Origin of the sequence: Glutamicibacter sp. NPDC087831, from assembly GCF_044742845.1 — a bacterium.
Taxonomy (GTDB): domain Bacteria; phylum Actinomycetota; class Actinomycetes; order Actinomycetales; family Micrococcaceae; genus Glutamicibacter.
Genome location: NZ_JBIUVH010000007.1, coordinates 39,520 through 57,517, shown reverse-complemented (window position 1 = coordinate 57,517; position 17,998 = coordinate 39,520). Strand labels below are relative to the sequence as shown.

The following is a 17,998-nucleotide window of genomic DNA, read 5'->3' as shown; positions in this document are numbered from 1 at the left end:
GATCGATCTGACTTTACCAACAATTGTAACTATACCGTCTAGACGGTACAGTTAACAATTGCGGGCAAATCTCCGCGCATTCCACTACCTATCCAAGGGCGAACGTCATGACCTCGAATATCTCCGAACGCGTTACAGTGCTCAGCAAGCCGCGCCGTTGGGCGGCACTGGTGGTCCTGCTGTTCCCTGTCCTGCTCATTTCCGTCGACAACACCGTGCTCTCCTTCGCGGTCCCGGCAATCACCGGAGCCCTGTCTCCCTCGGGGAACCAGCTGCTGTGGATTATCGATATCTACCCGCTGATCCTGGCCGGGCTGCTGGTCCCCATGGGATCACTGGGCGACCGCGTCGGCCGGCGCAAGCTGCTGCTGATCGGCGCGACCGGCTTCGCACTGGTTTCCGCCCTCGCCGCCTTCGCCACGGATGCCACCCAGCTGGTGGCAGCCCGTGCCCTGCTTGGCGTCTTCGGCGCAATGCTCATGCCGGCCACGTTGTCCTTGATCCGCAACATCTTCCCGGATGATACCGAACGCCGAACCGCCATTGCGGTGTGGGCGGCGGCCTTCTCCGGCGGTGCTGTGCTTGGCCCCATTGTCGGCGGCGTGCTGCTCGAGCACTTCTGGTGGGGCTCGGTCTTCCTGATGGCCGTGCCAATGCTCCTGCCCCTGCTGATCGGCGGCATGATCCTTGTCCCCGAATCCAAGGACCCGAACCCGGGCCGCGTGGATCCGTTCTCGATCCTGCTGGTGGTCTTCACCCTCCTGCCTTTTGTCTACGCCATCAAGACTGCGGTAACTGCCCCGTGGTACTTCTCGGCCGCGGCCATCGTCCTGGCCATTGTCTGCGGTGCAGCTTTCGTACGCCGGCAGCTCAAGGCCGAACAGCCGATGCTCGATGTCCGCTTGTTCAGCAACGCACTGTTCTCTGGCGCGTTGATGGTCAACCTGATTGGCATCTTCTCGCTGGTGGGCTTCATCTACTTCGTCTCCCAGCATCTGCAGCTCATTGCAGGATTCTCCCCGCTGGTGGCGGGACTGTGGATGACCCCGGGCCTGGTGCTGACCATGGGCTTCGGATTGCTCTCGGTGGCGCTCTCGCGCCGTTTCGGCACGCCGAACATCATGGCCATCGGCCTGATCCTCTCCGCGGTCGCCTACCTGCTGGTGATCTTGGCCGGGGAGGGATCCAATTCCTTCCTGCTCATGACCGCGTTTGCTGTCTTGGGTACGGGAATCGGCATGACCGAGACCTTGTCCAATGACATGGTGCTCTCCGCAGTACCCGCTTCCAAGGCCGGCGCGGCATCGGCGATCTCGGAAACCGCCTACGAAGTGGGCTCGGTACTGGGCATTGCAGTGCTGGGTACCATCCTGAATACGGTCTACACCTCGCGGTTGCTCGCGCCCGGCTCGCTGACCGATGCCCAGCTGCAAACTGCCGGCGAGACTTTGGGCGGAGCGCACCAGGTCGCCGCCGATTTGAGCGCCGCCGATGCGCAAGCTCTGCTGGGCTCCGCAGCCATGGCCTTCGACCACGGAGTCCTGCTGACATCCGGCATCGCCGCGGCGTTGTCCCTGATCGCTGCCGTGGTCGTATTCCGCGTCATCAAACCGGCATTTCGGTGAACTCGGCTCACCGCTTAACCAAATTTCTGATTAATTGGTTCAAAGTTATTCATTTGTCGTCACCAAACACGTAGGCTAGGCAATGTAGTTCCAAAGTAATTCGCGAAGTACCCGTTAGAAGTTTGTGAATGTCGTACCACCTCGGTTGACGCGAGCCCCCTTCTAGACGTGAAGTGAATGACTTGGCTGCTTCGCATTATCCGTTCTCCATCCTGGAATTCGGAGGATGCGCAGATTACAACCAAGCTCGCCAACTAAACCGGCGAGAAACGTCTGAAAGGACCAAATAAGAAAATGGCAACCGGAATCGTCAAGTGGTTCAACGCTGAAAAGGGCTTCGGCTTCATCGCTCCAGACAGCGGCGATCCAGACGTCTTTGCACACTTCTCTGCAATCCAGACCCAGGGTTTCCGCACCCTGGACGAGGGCCAGAAGGTGGAGTTCGAAGTTGTTGAGGGTCCAAAGGGTCTGCAGGCTGCAGACATTCGCGCTCTCTAAAGAAGGTCTTTGGCGCTAACGCCAGACTTAGCCAAGGAACGGCTATCCGCACTGCGGATAGCCGTTCCTTGCGTTTGAGGCCGAAATTACTGGAATACTTCCCGTACGCCACCGGTTGTACCCAGTGTGAAGCTATCTATTCTGGATCTTGCTCCGGTTGAACCCGGAACAACTATTTCCGACTCTTTCAAGTCCTCCGTCCGCTTGGCGCAAACTGCAGAACGCCATGGGTATGAACGCGTCTGGTACGCGGAACACCACAATATGCCCACCATTGCTTCCAGCGCGACCTCGTTGCTGATCAGCCACATAGCCCACCACACCGAGAAGATTCGCCTCGGCTCGGGCGGCATCATGCTTCCGAACCACTCCCCTCTGGTGATCGCCGAGCAGTTCGGCACGTTGGCCGAAATCTACGGCGACCGCATCGATTTGGGCTTGGGCCGTGCACCGGGTACCGACATGACCACCCTGCGTGCCTTGCGCCGCGACCCGTCGGCCGCCGATTCCTTCCCGCACGATGTGCTGGAGCTGCAGGCCTATCTCGCCGGCGAATCCAGGGTTCCTACCGTTCAGGCGACCCCGGGAGCAGGAACCAACGTTCCGCTGTACATCCTGGGCTCATCGCTCTTCGGTGCCAAGCTCGCCGCCCAGCTGGGACTGCCGTATTCCTTCGCCTCGCATTTCGCACCGGCTGCGCTGCATGAAGCGATCCGCATCTACCGCGAGGAGTTCACCCCCTCAGAGCAACTGGCTGAGCCGTATGTCATTGCCGGCGTAGGCGTGCTGGCTGCGGAAACGGCTGAACGAGCGCATGAACTGCTGGACGTTGCCAAGCGCCATCGCGTGGCAAGCTTCATCGGCCGTTCCGCGAAGAAGGAATTCACCGAAGCTGAGATCGATATGCTCATGGATACTCCGCAGGCGCAGCAGATTCTGGACATGATGCGCTACACCGCGGTGGGCACCGGAGAACAGGTTGCCGAATACCTGCGCCACTTCGCTTCGGCAGCGCAGGCAGATGAACTGATCACCATCCATTACCCCACCGAGGAGCACGCTCGACTCGAATCGGTGATGATTACCGCCGAGGCCTGCCAGCTGGCTAGCGCCCGGTAATTCTGATCCAGCGCTTGGCTGCCATCAGCAGCAGCGCAACCAGAGCGAGGGTCAAGCAGAATTCCACGCCAATATAGGCGTAATGCCATAGCGATCCGCCATCGGAGACTCCTGCAAGCACCGCATCGGTACGCGCAGAGAGGCCCGGGCGGATCGCTGCGGTTTTAATCAGCAGCAATAGGCCGACCAGCCCTACGCCCCAGCCCCAGGCCTTGCCGGCAGCGCGCTTGGCCGACCCGGCCACCAGGGCAATGAAGAAGATGATCTCGACCATGTTCATTGCGAAGAAGACGCGGCGTCCAATGCCCAGACCCAAGGGAATGGTGATTCCGGGTGCGGTGAATTTCAGTGGTGCCTCGATGAATGAAATGCCGATGATCAGGCCGAGCCACAGTGCAGGAATGTAGATGCGTGCAGCCACGGCCCACTGAGCGCCGCGGCTAGCAGGCGCTGGAAGGGGACTAGTCATGCCTCCACAGTTCGCCCGGTTCTAGCGTGCTTTGCGCAGTCCTGCCAGTGCCCAGACGGCTAGCACTGCCGCCACCACGGCGCAGCCGATGGAGAAGACCAGGATGCTCTGCTGCTGCCCGAAGACCCCGACGGCCCAGCCCAGCGCGATGACTGGAACAGCACTGCCCAGGTAGGTCACCAGGTATATGGTGGACACGGTTTGGGCGTGCTGCTTGTCGTTGACCGCGTCCACCGCTTGAGCGAAGGCAGTGCGGAAGGCCATGCCCTGGCCCAGCCCCACGAATACCAATGCCGCGATGGCCCATGGCAGCTGGCGATGCTCGGCAGCTACGGCCAGCACTACGGTGGAGGCCGCCATCAATCCCAGACCGATAGGCAGCAAGGCCTTGCCGCCGCGCACGACCAGCTGCGACAGGGCGGATATGCCCAATGGCAGGCCGGCAATCAGGCCAATGACCAGCACCGAATCCAGGCCAAAGGCTTGGGCGAAGTACCCAGGTGCCAAGGACAGCACGAAGCCGAAGATGGCGAAGCTCAAGAAGCCGACGAGGGCAGCGAGCCAGAACGGTGCCCGGGCCGAGCTGGGGACGCCCAAGCGGCGTGGGGCCAGTGCCTTGCTTCGCTGGCCGCGCTCAGCCAGCGCAATGGCCGGACGGGCCTGCAGTGTGCTCAACGGGACCAGGACCAGCAGCAGCAAGAACGCCTGCACCATGAACACGGTAGTGCGCCCGCCAGGCAGATGAGCCAGCAGCCCGCCCAAGACCGGTCCGAAGGCGACACCGCCCGATGAGGCCAAGAGGGTGAAGCGCGAAGCCCACTCAGGCCGCGCAGGAAGAAGTTCACGCAGGGCCGCGGCGCTAGCACCGGTAGCCAGCGCGACACCGGCGCCCTGCAAACCACGGCCAAGGCACAGTTCCAGAAGGTTGCCGGCCGATCCGAAGACCAGGGTTCCAGCGAAGGAAACAACGACCGCGATCACCAGCGCCGCACGGCGTCCGATATGATCCGACCAATGCCCCACGGTGGAAAGGAAGAGCATCAGCGAACAGACGTAGCTGGCAAAGGCCACGGTGGTTCCCATGGCGCCAAGGTGCAATTCGGATTGGAGTGCCGGATACAGCGGGGTGGCCAGGTTGGCTCCGACCAGCAGCAGGAAGCTGACGGACACGGTGATCACCAGTCGAGCGGTCAGCCCGGGGTTCCAGGAGAGTACGCGATGGTTCATTGGCTGCATGCGCAGCTCGCTGATAACCGACAAATTCACTCCCGGGATCAAAGTAGTCCAGACCAGCTGGGCACGAAGAATGCCCAGAAAGAGTTTTTACCGGTGGGGCCACTCGCTGCCCCACCGGTTAGTTGAGCGTTCTGCTTGCGTTTGTCTACTACAACAGAGCGTTCACTCACTAATATCCGCCTGCTGAAAGCAACGAGAGAGATTTCTTGCTAGCATTTGAGCAGATTGTTCAAAATTTTGTCCCCGCAGATAACCCGGAGTGAGCATATAGTGCGATTAGACGATGTAGACCTGAAAGTGCTGCTCGCACTGATCAAGGATCCCCGCATCCAAATCTCTGAACTCGCAGATGAGGTCGGTGTTGCGCGCAACACAGCGCAGTCGCGATTGCGCCGTTTGCAGCGCGCCGAAATCCTCCGCGACGGCGGCCGCGACATCGATCTGAGCAAGCTCGGCTACGACGTCCTGGCCTTCGTGACGTTGGAAGTGAACCACCGCGATCTGGATACCGTGGTCACCGCGCTGCGCCAGATCCCCAGCGTGCTGGAAATCCACGAGACCTCCGGACGTGGAGATCTCTGGGTGCGGCTCATCGCCACCGACACCCACCAGCTGCAATCAGCACTGCGCCAGATCCTGCGCGTCAAGGGCGTCACCCGTTCGGAAACAACCTTCGCGCTCCATACGCACCTGGCCTACCGTGCCGCTCCCCTGCTGGAGCACTATGTCGAACATGACCACTGAGAAGTCATTCACTGTCAGCTGCAGAAAACAAGTCTTTCGTTTCCCGAAGCAGCGTCCTACTCTGGTGATACGAGAAGTCACGAGGTAAATCCCCGGCTTCCGGCGGATCCCTCGTATTCGACGAAGGAGTACGCAATGACGAAGGATTTCGACACCACAGAATTTGCGCCGGAGTTCGGCAACGACATCTACGAACCGGATGACGGACGCGATTCCCAGGCTTATGAGGGCTCAAGCGACATGCCGGAAACCATGCGCAACCTCGACCCGCTGGCACAGCGCAATTACCTCTACGACGATGACCTGGAAACCGAAGACCAGCTCGACAACGAATTCGCCGCAGACGATGACGACGACGAGGAAAGCACAGAGCTTGTTGACCTTGAGGACGAACTCTAGGCCGTGGGCTAAGCAAATCTTTGGCTAAAGGCCATAGACTTTAGAAGTGATTAATCCAGTTCATCTGCGCACATTGCTCGAAGTGGTGGCGCATCGTTCCTTTGCCACGGCCGCAACCCGCTTGGGCTACACGGCCAGCGCTGTCTCCCAGCAGATGACAGCGTTGGAGCGAAGCACCGGTACCACGCTGTTCCTGCGCGGCGCACGCTCCATCACCCCGACGCCAGGCGCCCTGCGCATGGTGCGCCATGCCAAACGGGTGCTCACCGACCTCGACGCCCTCATGGCAGACGTCGCCACCATCTCCACCGAAGCTACCGACCTTGAGGAAATCAAGCTTGGCATCTTCCCCTCGCTGGCGACCTACGCGCTGCCGCAAATCCTCAAGGCACCGGATTGGTCCTCCTTGGGCATCAACCTGCGCCTGTGGATCGGCGAACCCCAGCAAACTGTCGCAGGCCTTGGCACCGGCGGCGACCTCGACCTCGCACTGATCTTCCAGGTGGGACCCGGCGGACTGTCGTGGCCAGCGTCCCTGGAGCGCACCTGGTTGGGCGATGACCAGTTCCGGGTAGTGATCCCGGCGTCCTGGCCCATCGCTGAAGACGCCCAGCTGACCGTGGACCAGTTGGCCGAATGGCCATGGATCTTCCACCACCCGGGCACCTCGGATGCCACCTTAATTTCGCGCTTGTTCTCTTCCTACAACATCCACCCGCAGGTGGCTGCCTACTGCGACGACTTCAATGCGTCGCTGAGCCTGGTTTCCTCGGGACTGGGCGCCGCCCTGGTTCCCGATCTGGCCATGGCCAACGCTCCGGAAGGCATCCGCATAGTTGATGCCCCCGAGATTCGCCTGGCCCGCTCCATCTTCGCGTTGAAACCGGAGAATTCCAAGAAGCCGAAGGCCGCGCTGGTATTGGACCGGCTCGCCCAGGTGCTCTCCCGCTGATTCGTTGCGCCGCGGCGCCACTGGTGCCTGCATCCGTCCCAAGAAAGAGGAATGTCCCGGTGGAGAACCAGACCCCTGCATCTTCCAGCGATGGCGTAGTCATCTCGGCCGTGCATGGACCAATCGGCCACATCGAGCTGAACCGTGCCAGCAAGCTCAATGCGTTGACCCTGGAGATGCTCATTGAGCTGGGCCGGGTGCTGCGTGCGTGGGCCGTGGACCCGTCGATTTCGCTGGTGCTGCTCACCGGCCGCGGCGAACGCGCCTTCTGTGCCGGAGGAGATATCGCCGATTTCCACGCAGCAGTCACCACCGGACGCCATCAGGACTTCGTCGATCTGCTCGCGAGAGAATTCGAACTGGATTACCTGATCTCCACCTATCCCAAGCCCCTGATCAGCTTGGCCCATGGCATCACCATGGGTGGGGGCATCGGCCTGGCCTCGCACGCACCGGTGCGCCTGGTGACCGCGAACGCCACCATGGGAATGCCCGAAGCGAAGATCGGCTACACCCCGGATGTGGGAGGCAGCCACCTGCTGGCCAGCGCGCCGGGCCACTTCGGCGAGTTCTTTGCAATGAGTGCGCAGTCCTTCACCGGTGCCGATGCCGTACTTCTCGGTTTTGCCGATGCCGTTGTCACCGAGGACTTCGCCCAGAACATCCTCGATGAGCTCGATGAGTTCGCGGGGCTGAATGCCGGAGAGATCGCGGCTGCTATCGAGGTCATGCACGGTGCGCCCGAGTCCTTCGCCTTGGAACTGGACCGCGGCTGGATCGATCATGCTTTCAGTGCCGCCACCCCGCAGGAAGTCTTGGCACGCTTGGAGCAGATGGTCCATCCTTCGGCGCAGCGTGCCGCGCAGATGCTGGCAGCGAATTCCCCGACCAGCGTGGCCAGCGCGTTCTACAACGTGCGGGCTGCACGTGAGGAGGAGGACCTGCGTTCGGCCTTGGACCGCGAACTGCGCCTGGCTCGCTACCTGATGCACCGTGCCGATCTTGCCGAGGGCATCCGTGCCCAGGTCATCGACAAAGACCGCAACCCCACGTGGATTCCGGCTTCGCTGGAGGAAGTGGACCACGAGGCGTTGCGGTCTCTGGCTGCTGATTCGGAAGGCTAGCTGTCAGCTCCCGGCTTGCCTTCTGGCCGGGTGACATCTGCATGCACCGGGCGCACCTTGGCTGAATCCCTGGGCTCGATGCGCGGTGCGTTCACTGCATCGGCTGGTTCGCGAACCACCGATGGGGTGATATCCACGCTCTTGGGCGCGGTGTAGGCCAGCGGTGCATGCTCGCCGAAGTGGTCCGCGTCTGCTTCATCCCAGTCTTCCATCCAGGAACCTGGAATATCCTCGAGCAGTTCGCCGGGACGCAACCACTGGAACAGCGAAGCGTAGGAGCGAGTGGACTGCAGGTTCACCCGGCGGCGCAGCATCCGGGTGTTCAGCTGCTCCGGGCTGGTCAGTCCCATCGATGCCATGATCTGCGCGCATTCGGTGACGGTCAAGCGATGGTAGTTGTAGACGCGGTGGCCCTTGTCCTCCACATCCAGGGCACGCATCAGGCGCTTGTTCTGCGTGGCTACGCCTACGGGGCAGTGGTTGGTGTGGCACTGCTGGGCCTGGATGCAGCCGGTGGCCATCATCATGGAACGCGCCGAGAAGGTGAAATCCGCTCCCTGGATCAGCCGCTTGATGATGTCGGAGCCGTTGGCGACCTTGCCTGCCGCGGCGAGGCGGATTTCGTCGCGCAGTCCGGCACCCACCAAGGTGTTGTGCACCAGCATCAAGCCTTCGGTCAGCGGGGCGCCAACATGGTCCTCGTATTCCAGCGGCGCAGCTCCGGTGCCGCCTTCAGCGCCATCAATGGTGATGAAGTCCACCAGGATGCCGGTTTCCAGCATGCCCTTGCACAGGGCCATGACGTCGGTGCGGGAACCAACGCAGAACTTGATGCCCACTGGCTTGCCACCGGAGAGGTCGCGAAGCTTCGCTACGAAGTGCATCAATTCGCGCGGGGTGGAGAATTCTGCGTGGCTGGCCGGTGAAATGCAGTCCACGCCCATCGGGACATCGCGGGCCTCGGAGATTTCCGCGGTGACCTTGGCAGCCGGCAGCACGCCGCCGAGCCCGGGCTTGGCGCCCTGGGAGAGCTTGATGGTGATGCCCTTGACTCTTTCATGGTTCGCCTTGGCAGCGAAGGTTTCGGGGTTGAAGCGGCCCTGCTCGGTACGGCAGCCGAAGTAGCCTGAACCGATTTCCCAGAACAAGTCGGCCCCGTATTCCAGGTGGTACTTGGTCAGCCCGCCCTCACCGGTTTCATGGACGAATTCTCCCATCGCGGCGCCCTTGTTCATCGCCAGCACCGCGTTGGCAGAAAGCGAGCCGAAGCTCATCGAGGAGATATTCATCAGCGAAATCTCATAGGGCTGCGAGCACTGGCTGGACCCCACCCGTACGCGGTGCTGCGATGCCACCGGGGCTACCGGAGCTGCCGAATGCAGCAGGTATTCGTGGCCGACTTCATTGACATTCAGCTCCGTGCCGAAAGCCTTATGGCTATCGGCGCCCTTGGCCCGCGCGTAGATCAGCGAGCGGGTGTCGCGGTTGAAAGGACGGCCATCGGTATTGCGCTCAATGAAATACTGCTGGATCTCGGGGCGGATGAATTCGAAGAGGTAGCGGGCGTGCCCGACAATCGGGAAATTGCGCAGGATCGCATGCTTCTTTTGCAGCAGGTCCCTGATGCCCAGAAGCACCAGCAAACCGGTGAGCACGACGAGGATCCACCACACCCATTCCCCGGAGGTGCCGGCAAGGATTGCGGTCACCACGAAGCCAGTGAATAGGACAGCCAGGAACAGGAGAACCACTATTCGCATCATGATGCGAGCCTAGTACCTCCCCGCTGACTTGTCAGTTCCATCCATTGGGCGGGGCGTGGATCAGCTTGGCAAAATCCGGTCCGCTTCGCGCACGGCCATGCGGGAGAACAAGGATTGCCCATCGGCCAATAGCGCTGGCGCCGCACCGCGTTCCAGCACCACTCCTTCATGGAGCACCAGCACGTTCTGCGCCCGGGCCAGGATCGATAGCCGGTGGCTGATCATCAGCACCGCCATCCCTTCACCGCGGCGGCGTTCCACTGCTTCCAGGACCAGCTGTTCGCTGCGTGCATCCAGGGCGCTAGTGGATTCATCGAGGATCAATACCGCGGGGTTGCGCAGCAGCGTCCGGGCCAGGGCCACGCGTTGGCGCTGGCCACCGGAAAGCCGGGCAAAGCGATCCCCCAACCGGGTCTGCAATCCGGCCTTCTGCTGGCGCAGCCAGGGGCCCATGCCCAGCTCGTCGAGGACCTGCTCCATCTCGGCGTCGCTGATCCCTTCCGCACCCAGCAAGAGATTCTCGCGCAGCGTTCCACGGATCATCACCGCCTCTTGTGAGACCAGGATGATCCGGGTGCGCAGCTGCGCCAAGCTGGCGGCCTCCAGCGGCACATCGCCGAAGCTGGCGGTGCCGGCAGCTTCCACCGAGCGCACCAGGGCTGCCGCGACCGACGATTTGCCGGAGCCGCTTTCGCCCACCAATGCGAGCAGGGAGCCTGGTTCCAGCTCGAAATCCACGCCGCGAACTACCCGATGGCGCTCGAAGGCAACCGACAGATCCGCCACGCGCAAGGTGCCGGAAGCAGGAAGGGGAACCGGGTTGGCGGGTTCGGAAACCGGATGGCTGGTTATCGCGGTGGCGTACAGCCGGCGAGCGCTGGCCAGCGAATCCTGCAGGCCCAGGATGAACCCGTCTACCGCGCGCACCGCTTCATAGGAAGGGACCAGGGCACAGCACAGCACGATCAGCGTGCCGAACTGCCCGGCGGTTCCCAGCAGGACAAAGAGCGCGAGCAGGCTGCCCCAGACCACCAGCTGGGTCAGCGTGGCCCGTACCGCGCCCAGGGTTCCGGCCGATCGCGCCGCTTGCCGGCTTTCGTGCAGGCTTTCGCGCATCCGCGCCATGACGGGTTTGCCGGCATTGAATCCGTGAATCACGTCGATGCCGGCAAGCGTGTCGGCCAGCAACTGGTTCTGGGTGCCGCGAGCACTGGCGGTGGCCCGCGCGCTACGGCGCAGGGCGCCGACGCCAATGGCCGGGATGGCCAGCCCGATCAGCACATAGCCGGCGAGCAGCACGAGGGCCGGTTGCATGCCGAATACCGCCCAGGCTCCCCAGGTTGCCAGGCCGCTGACTGCCACTGCCGCCACGGCCGGGGGCAGGGTGTGGGCGAAGAACACTTCGACCTTGTCGATGTCGCTGGTGGCCTTGGCGAGCATGCCGCCGGAATTCTTGCTGTCCGCGGCGAAGGGCGCTTGGCGTTCAAATGCCTGGTACATGCGGTTGCGCAGCCGCGCCAGGGACAGGAAGGCCACCCGGTGCCCTACATACTGCTCCAGGTAGCGCACCGCGCCCTTGACCAGCCCCAGCAGGATGACCACAGCGATCAGCGGTCCCCAGCCAAGGTCCATAGGCAGCTGCGCACCGCCCAGGTGCAGGGCCTTGGCCAGGCCGAACCCGGCCACGGCGTAGATCCCCAGCGAAGCCAGGCGAGTGGCGCAGGCCAGCACGCAGGCCAGCAGCAGCGGCGGGAGCAGGTCCTTGGTGCTGCCAATCAGCCAGGCGACGGTTTTGATAGTGGAGATTTTCTGCGTGCGCATTAGTTCCCCTCCCCCAGCTGGCTCCGGCCACTGGCATGCAGCGCATCAGCGCGTTGGCGGAAACCGTCCATGGCTTCCTTGAGATAGCCGTCAGCGGCCAGCAGCTCGTCACGGCGTCCGGCCTGGATGAGCTGTCCGTGGTCCATGACCAGAACATAGTCGTAGTCGGCCAGCAACCCCAGCCGGTGGGTGACGGTGATGACCGTGGTGCTGCGGTCCAAGGAGCGCAGGGTCCCCAGCACGTCCGCTTCGGTCTGGACGTCCAAGGCGCTGGTGGGCTCATCGAGCAGCAGCACGGGACGCTGTGCCAGCAGGGCGCGGGCCAGCGACAGGCGCTGGGCCTGGCCGCCAGAAAGCCGTGCCCCTGACTCGCCCAGGCGTTGCGCCAATCCCCCGGGTTGCGCCTCGAACCACGCTCCCATGCCGACCTGGCGCAGCGCCAGGAGCAGTTCGCCGACGGCAGCCCGGGGCGCACCGAGCAGGAGGTTTTCGCGCAGGCTCATGCCGAAGAGCGTGGCGTGCTGTTCCACTACGGCGGTATTGGCCTTCAAGGTTGCCGGGCCCATGGCTTGCCGGGCATCGCGGATGGTGCCGGAGGAAGCTTCGAGCTGGCCCTGGAGCACGCGCAGCAGCGTCGTCTTGCCGCTGCCCGAGGGGCCGATGATGGCAGTACGCGAACCGGCCGGGAAATGCCAGGAAATTTTGTCCAGCGCGTGGTGCCCACTATCGTAGCTGGCGCTGACTTCTTCCAGGATCAGATCGCGGTGGCGCAGGTCCACGTGCAGCGGATTGGCCATGGAACGGTGCATGGGGATGTCGGCGACTTCGGCCAGTTTCTTCTCGGCGGCCTTGCCGGTCATCCCGATGTAGAAGAAGCTGCCGACGTAGTTGACCGGGGCGAGCATCAGGAAGCTCAGGATCACCAGTGACAGGGCAGAACCCGGGGTGATGGCCCCGGAACTGGCGCGCCACCAGGCCAGCAGGGCGGCACTGGCGAGCAGCAGCACGGCGAAGCTGGAATCGATGACCAGCAGGATCAGCTGGTTGCGGGCCAGCAGCTTCATCACTTGCTGGCGTACGCGTTCGGTGGCCTGCTCGATGCGCGATCCCATCCACCGGCTGGCGCCGTTGAGCTTGAGCATGCCCAGCGAGCGCAGTGCGTCCAGGAAGGTCGCCGAGAGGATGCCCTGGGCTCGGCGGTACTCGCCGTTCGAGGAGCCGAAGCGTCGCTGGAAGCCCAGGACGATGACCGGGACCAGCGCGGTGGGAACCAGCAGTACCAGTGCGCTGAGCGGGTCGATGGCAAAGGCGATGAAGCACAGGATCAATACCGGGGTGGCTACCGCGGAGATTGCCGGGCCGATGAAGCTGGAACGGTATTTCACGGACCGCTCCACCGAGTCCATCGCCGCATGCAGCAGCTCCCCATCGCCAGAGGCGCGCACCGCCAGCGGGCCGATGGACAGATAGTGCTTGAGCAGCTTCATGCGGTGGTACTCGGTCAGGTCGAGGCTGTTGCGCGAGATCACGACCGGGATCAAGAAGGTGGCAACCGCCATGATCAGCAGTTCGCCGAAGGCGCTGGCATACCATTGGGTGCCCAGCGGGCGATGGGCCATGAGTTCATCCAGGCCTTGGCCCACGACGATCACCAAGCCGGCGGTTCCGGCCGCGGCACTGAGGCTCAGTGCCACCACGATGGCTGTTGCAGCCGAAAATATTCCAAAGACCCTACGCACCCTCCTATCCTAGGGCAGAGCCCACCGGCAATTCCGCGCCGTGGGGCTTGCCGGCAAGGCTGGGCCGTGAAGCGTCATACATTGCCCGTGATGCGCGATGTGCGCGAAACTGGAGTGCATGAGCACCCCGGAGCTGAAACAACGTCCGCATTCTGTCACCTTGCGATTCCTCGCGGCACCGACCGACGTCGATGTCACCGGGATTGTTCCTGCGGGCACCGTTCTGGAATGGGTCGACAAGGCCGCCTACGCTGCGGCGGTGGGATGGTCCTCCAGCTATTGCGTCACCGCCTATGTAGGCAATATCCACTTCGCCGACCCGATCCACTCCGGAGATCTGGTGGAAGTGACCGCTTCGGTGGTGTACACCGGAACCAGCTCCATGCACATCCATACCGAGGTGTCCTTCAGCGATCCGCGCGAATTGCGGCCGGTGAAGTCCAGCAGCTGCCTGGTGATCTTCGTAGCCGTCGGCGAGAATGGGAAGCCAACCCCGGTTCCGGCGTTCACTCCGGGTACGGCCCGGGAAATCGCAATGCGCGAGAATGCGCTGGCGCGCATTGAGATCCGCGAGCAGATCGTCGCGTCCATGAACGATCAGGTATACACCGATGAGGGAACCGCCGAACGCGTGACGCTGCGCTTCCTGGCGGCGCCCACCGATGTGAACTGGGGCGGCAAGGTCCACGGCGGCATCGTGATGAAGTGGATTGACGATGCCGCTGAGCTGTGCGCGGCCCGCTACTGCCAGCAGGAAACCGTTGCGGTGTTCTCCGGCGGCGTGCGTTTCTACCGCCCGCTGCTGATCGGCCACCTGGTGGAGGTCGAGGCCCGACTGGTCTACACCGGGAACAAGGGGATGCACGTTGCGGTGCATGTGCGCTCTGGCGATCCGAAGACCCGGGAAATGCAGCTGACGACCTACTGCCTGACCGTGATGGTGACCCGCGATGAAACCGGCACCGCTGTTCCGGTCAAGCCCTGGGTGCCCGTCACCGGGGAGGACAAGCGGCTGTGGAATCACGCCCGCGACTTGTTGGCCATCCGCGCCAACGCGCCTGGCGGTTACACCCCAATCCATATGGCCAAGGAGAACGCGAAGTGAGTGCAGCAAAGCCCTTCGTCAAAGTGTGCGGCTTGTCCACGGCCCAGGACGTGCAAACCGCTGCGGCCCATGGTGCTGATGCCATCGGGTTCGTGCTCACGCCCAGTGCCCGGGAAATTTCCGCGCAGCGCGCCGCCGCATTGGTGAAGGCGGTTCCCGCAGGCATTGCCACCGTGGCGGTATTCCGCGGCGAAGAGATCCAGACGGTGCTTCAGCTTGCGGCGCAAGCCGGCGTGAGTTGGGTGCAGCTGCACGGGCAGCGCACGGCAAAGGATGTGAGCACCGCCCATGAGGCCGGGTTCAAGGTCATCCGCGCGGTGCGGCGCGATGACCCGGAGGAGCAGTTTGCCGATTGGGGCGAAGATCTGCTGCTCATTGACGCCTCGGTCCCCGGCAGCGGCGAAAGCTGGGATTATGCGGCAGTGAAGGATCTGGCCGCTGGTCGGCGCTGGCTGGTGGCCGGCGGACTGTCCCCGCAGAATGTCGCTGATGCCTTGGCTGCGTCCAGCGCTTTCGGCGCCGATGTCTCCTCCGGCGTCGAATCATCGCGCGGAGTCAAGGATCCCGAAATGATCGCCATGTTCATTGATGCGGCCAAGGCTTCGCCGAATCCCGCACATTGAGTCCCCCCGGCACGGTCCAGCAGGAATTGCGCGAGTGAATTGATTCAGCGGATCCAATTGTGCGGGGCCGGCTTGCGGGTGCTGGGCAGCGCTCCGTCCTGGCGCCACTGGTGCAGCCACTCGGGCAGCACCATGTCTGCTGGCAGTTCCAAGCCGACTGCTGCCAGGATTTCCTCGTTGGAAACCGCACCCTTTTTCGAGGTCATCCGGGTGGCGACATAGGCGCGAGCGTAGATTTCGCCCTTCACGACGATGCGCTGTTCGAAGAAGATGCACTTGTCGTCCATGCCGATCAGCCGGGTTTCCTGGGAGAACTTGGTTCCCAGGCGCACCGACTTGCGGAAGGTGATGGTCTCGGTCTGCACGACCGGAACCCATTTATTCCTGGACATGATGTCCCAGACACCGGAACGGAACATCAAGTCGAAGCGTCCGAGATCGAAGATCGAGAAGTACATGCCGTTGTTGATGTGGCCGGCAAAGTCGATATCGGTCAGCGTGGCACGCATGCCCACTGAGCTGGTGTCGAACATCGACAGCTTGGAAGCCTTCTTGCTGTTCAGGTAAACCATGAGGATTCGGAAAATCATGTGCATACCATCACATTACTGCCTAGTAACCTTTCTGCCTAGCGCATTTCCTCCCGGGTCAACGCCAGGGGTAAGCCTCCAGGCTCATGCCCGGAAAACCGCAGACCGGTAAAGTCGTTTCCAATGCCTGGCCAACGAGATGATCAAGGAACACCATGTACCGACTCCCCGAGCTAGTACACCGGAGGCTCCCGACGCTGCCTCCGGTGGATTGGGAACGTCCGTCTCCGGATAAGAAGAGCTTGCGCCGCGACATTATCGTCGCTTCGGGCTTCCTCCTGCTGGCGCTGGCCATGCACGAACTGCTGCTCTCCCTGACCGAGCAAGAGAACGCGCCCGATCCTCTTCTCGCCTATCTCGTGCTTGTGTCCCTGATCGTGCCGCTGATGTTCCGCCGGCGCTGGCCCATCACCATGATGCTCATCGGTTCGGCTGCCTTCGTGGGCGCCGGAAGCGAAAATACCTACCAAGTCGGCATGGAGCTCTGCGCGCAGCTGGCCTATTTCATCGGCATCTACACCGCGGTCACGTGGTCGAAGAACCGCCGGGGACTGTGGATAGCGATGAGCGTGGTGCTGCTGTTCATGGCCACCTGGGTGATCGTCACCTTCTTCACCTCCGACTTGCTCACGGCCACCGGAACTTCCATGGTCGAGGATCCAGCAGGCGTGCTGCCGACGTCAACGGCCTTCATCTTCTACAACCTGCTGATGAACCTGCTGTACTTCGGCGGCGCGATCTTCCTGGGCATGGTCAGCTGGACCAATGCCTACGCCAGCCAAATAGTGGAAACCCAGGCCCAGCGCATTGCCGACCAGTCCCAGCAGCTGGCAGACCGTGCGGTCAACGAGGAACGGCTGCGCATCGCCCGCGAGCTGCACGATGTCATTGCCCACCACATCGCCTCGGTGGGAATCCAGGCTTCGGCCGCCCGCATGGTGCATGAGCGCGATCCCCAGCAGTCCATCGAACTGATGCGCGGCATCGAGTCCTCGGCACGCAGTGCAGTCAGCGAAACGCGGGCACTGCTGGGCGTATTGCGCGAACATGGCGGACCGGAGGATTCGCCGAGCTCCGCGGAGGGGGCACGGAACCCCGAACCCTCCATGGCGCAGCTCGATGAGCTGATCGCAGCCAATGAACGCCAGGGACTGAGCATCCAGATCTCCCGCGATGAACACCAGCCCGGCTTCATTTCTGACCTGCCGGCAGGCCTGTCGCTCGCGCTCTACCGCATCAGCGGCGAAGCCTTGGCCAATGTCCGTGCGCATTCCACGGCCCGCACAGCTACCTTGTCGCTGCGTTCGGGAACCGATGCCGATGGCGCATGGATAGAAGTCGAGGTCACCGACAGCGGCCGTCCACGGCCGGACTCCGCCGGTGGCGGCTACGGCCTGCGTGGCATTCGCGAACGCGCCAAGCTGCATCATGGGCTAGTGGAAATCGGCCCGCGCATTCCGCACGGCTGGCGTACCCGGGCCCGGTTGCGCGTGGTTTCCGACGCGGCAACTAGACTGGCAACATGAGCAAAATTACCGTGGTGATCTGCGATGACCAGTCGCTGATCCTCTCGTCGCTGAAACTGATCTTGCAAACCGATCCGCAGATCCAGGTCATCGGCACGGCAGGCAACGGCCAAGCGGGCCTGGAAATGGTTCGCGAGCTGAACCCCACGGTGGCGCTGATGGATATCCAAATGCCGCAGATGGACGGCATCGAAGCCACGAAGCTCATCGCCAGCACCACCCAGACCAAAGTCATTGTGCTGACCACCTTCAACCGCGACGACTACCTCTTCGAGGCCATGGATGCCGGGGCCAGCGGGTTCCTGCTGAAGAATGCAGAGCCTGAAATGCTGGTGGCCGCCGTGCACCAGGTGGCCGCCGGCCACGGGCTGCTCTCCCCCGAAGTCACGCTCAAGCTCATCCAGCGTGGCACCGGCGCGGTCCCTGCCGCGGATTCGGCAGCGGCAACTACCGAGGCCCAGCAGCTGGAAAAACTCACCGAACGCGAACGCCAGGTACTCTGCGAACTGGCCCAGGGCAAGAACAACCAGGAAATCGCCGCAGTGCTCTCCTTGTCGGAAGCCACGGTGAAAACCCACCTGTCGAACCTGTTGGCGAAGCTGCACCTGCGCGACCGGGTGCAGGGCGTGCTATTCGCCCACCGCGCCGGACTCATCCAATAGTTT

At 62.7% G+C, this 17,998-nt stretch carries 17 protein-coding genes; 11 read left to right on the top strand and 6 right to left on the bottom strand.

What is annotated here, in order from left to right; all coding sequences use genetic code 11:
* Nucleotides 1-107: 107 nt before the first annotated feature.
* From ACIOJF_RS17275 to ACIOJF_RS17265, 3 genes are all read left to right on the top strand, one after another.
* Nucleotides 108-1,625, top strand: coding sequence for an MFS transporter (locus ACIOJF_RS17275; protein WP_105658858.1), 1,518 nt, complete (start codon nucleotides 108-110; stop codon nucleotides 1,623-1,625).
* A gap of 294 nt (nucleotides 1,626-1,919) precedes the next feature.
* Nucleotides 1,920-2,123, top strand: a complete 204-nt coding sequence (locus ACIOJF_RS17270) for a cold-shock protein (protein WP_013349999.1) — start codon at nucleotides 1,920-1,922, stop codon at nucleotides 2,121-2,123.
* Nucleotides 2,124-2,249: 126 nt separating this feature from the next.
* A complete protein-coding gene (locus ACIOJF_RS17265; RefSeq protein WP_105658859.1) occupies nucleotides 2,250-3,242 on the top strand; it encodes an LLM class flavin-dependent oxidoreductase in 993 nt (330 codons plus the stop codon).
* On the opposite strand, the gene ACIOJF_RS17260 is transcribed toward ACIOJF_RS17265, so the two are convergent.
* A complete protein-coding gene (locus tag ACIOJF_RS17260; protein ID WP_105658860.1) occupies nucleotides 3,229-3,711 on the bottom strand; it encodes a hypothetical protein in 483 nt (160 codons plus the stop codon). The genes ACIOJF_RS17265 and ACIOJF_RS17260 overlap by 14 nt on opposite strands.
* A 21-nt stretch (nucleotides 3,712-3,732) precedes the next feature.
* Entirely contained in the window at nucleotides 3,733-4,977 is a 1,245-nt protein-coding gene (locus ACIOJF_RS17255; protein ID WP_286134382.1) for an MFS transporter, read from the bottom strand.
* A 240-nt stretch (nucleotides 4,978-5,217) separates the two neighbouring features.
* On the opposite strand from ACIOJF_RS17255, the gene ACIOJF_RS17250 reads away from it, so the two are divergent.
* The 4 genes from ACIOJF_RS17250 (at nucleotide 5,218) to ACIOJF_RS17235 (ending at nucleotide 8,166) form a co-directional block, all read left to right on the top strand.
* Complete coding sequence (locus ACIOJF_RS17250) at nucleotides 5,218-5,691, top strand: Lrp/AsnC family transcriptional regulator (RefSeq protein WP_181148946.1); 474 nt, start codon at nucleotides 5,218-5,220, stop codon at nucleotides 5,689-5,691.
* A gap of 135 nt (nucleotides 5,692-5,826) precedes the next feature.
* Nucleotides 5,827-6,090, top strand: coding sequence for a hypothetical protein (locus ACIOJF_RS17245; RefSeq protein WP_105658861.1), 264 nt, complete (start codon nucleotides 5,827-5,829; stop codon nucleotides 6,088-6,090).
* 46 nt (nucleotides 6,091-6,136) lie between these two features.
* The gene (locus ACIOJF_RS17240) at nucleotides 6,137-7,042 is read left to right on the top strand and encodes a LysR family transcriptional regulator (protein ID WP_105658862.1); all 906 of its coding nucleotides are present in this window, start codon (nucleotides 6,137-6,139) and stop codon (nucleotides 7,040-7,042) included.
* Nucleotides 7,043-7,101: 59 nt separating this feature from the next.
* Entirely contained in the window at nucleotides 7,102-8,166 is a 1,065-nt protein-coding gene (locus ACIOJF_RS17235; RefSeq protein ID WP_105658863.1) for an enoyl-CoA hydratase/isomerase family protein, read from the top strand.
* Here the strand turns inward: ACIOJF_RS17235 and ACIOJF_RS17230 are convergent.
* From ACIOJF_RS17230 to ACIOJF_RS17220, 3 genes are read right to left on the bottom strand one after another with little or no spacing between them, the layout of a single operon-like run.
* Nucleotides 8,163-9,929: an FMN-binding glutamate synthase family protein gene (locus ACIOJF_RS17230; protein ID WP_105658864.1), complete on the bottom strand. Its 1,767-nt coding sequence runs from the start codon at nucleotides 9,927-9,929 to the stop codon at nucleotides 8,163-8,165. The two genes, ACIOJF_RS17235 and ACIOJF_RS17230, sit on opposite strands and share 4 nt — an antisense overlap.
* Nucleotides 9,930-9,989: 60 nt before the next feature.
* Entirely contained in the window at nucleotides 9,990-11,750 is a 1,761-nt protein-coding gene (locus ACIOJF_RS17225; RefSeq protein ID WP_105658865.1) for an amino acid ABC transporter ATP-binding/permease protein, read from the bottom strand.
* A complete protein-coding gene (locus ACIOJF_RS17220; RefSeq protein WP_402741970.1) occupies nucleotides 11,750-13,489 on the bottom strand; it encodes an ABC transporter ATP-binding protein/permease in 1,740 nt (579 codons plus the stop codon). The genes ACIOJF_RS17225 and ACIOJF_RS17220 overlap by 1 nt, the downstream gene beginning before the upstream one ends.
* A 118-nt stretch (nucleotides 13,490-13,607) precedes the next feature.
* On the opposite strand from ACIOJF_RS17220, the gene ACIOJF_RS17215 reads away from it, so the two are divergent.
* Entirely contained in the window at nucleotides 13,608-14,594 is a 987-nt protein-coding gene (locus tag ACIOJF_RS17215) for an acyl-CoA thioesterase (RefSeq protein ID WP_359192568.1), read from the top strand.
* Entirely contained in the window at nucleotides 14,591-15,217 is a 627-nt protein-coding gene (locus ACIOJF_RS17210) for a phosphoribosylanthranilate isomerase (RefSeq protein WP_105658868.1), read from the top strand. The genes ACIOJF_RS17215 and ACIOJF_RS17210 overlap by 4 nt, the downstream gene beginning before the upstream one ends.
* A 44-nt stretch (nucleotides 15,218-15,261) precedes the next feature.
* On the opposite strand, the gene ACIOJF_RS17205 is transcribed toward ACIOJF_RS17210, so the two are convergent.
* Nucleotides 15,262-15,813 carry a thioesterase family protein gene (locus ACIOJF_RS17205; RefSeq protein ID WP_105658869.1) on the bottom strand — a complete coding sequence of 184 codons (552 nt, stop codon included), beginning with the start codon at nucleotides 15,811-15,813 and terminating at the stop codon, nucleotides 15,262-15,264.
* A gap of 149 nt (nucleotides 15,814-15,962) precedes the next feature.
* On the opposite strand from ACIOJF_RS17205, the gene ACIOJF_RS17200 reads away from it, so the two are divergent.
* Complete coding sequence (locus ACIOJF_RS17200) at nucleotides 15,963-17,333, top strand: sensor histidine kinase (protein WP_402741969.1); 1,371 nt, start codon at nucleotides 15,963-15,965, stop codon at nucleotides 17,331-17,333.
* Nucleotides 17,330-17,995 carry a response regulator transcription factor gene (locus ACIOJF_RS17195; RefSeq protein WP_105658871.1) on the top strand — a complete coding sequence of 222 codons (666 nt, stop codon included), beginning with the start codon at nucleotides 17,330-17,332 and terminating at the stop codon, nucleotides 17,993-17,995. The genes ACIOJF_RS17200 and ACIOJF_RS17195 overlap by 4 nt, the downstream gene beginning before the upstream one ends.
* The last annotated feature ends 3 nt before the right edge of the window (nucleotides 17,996-17,998 follow it).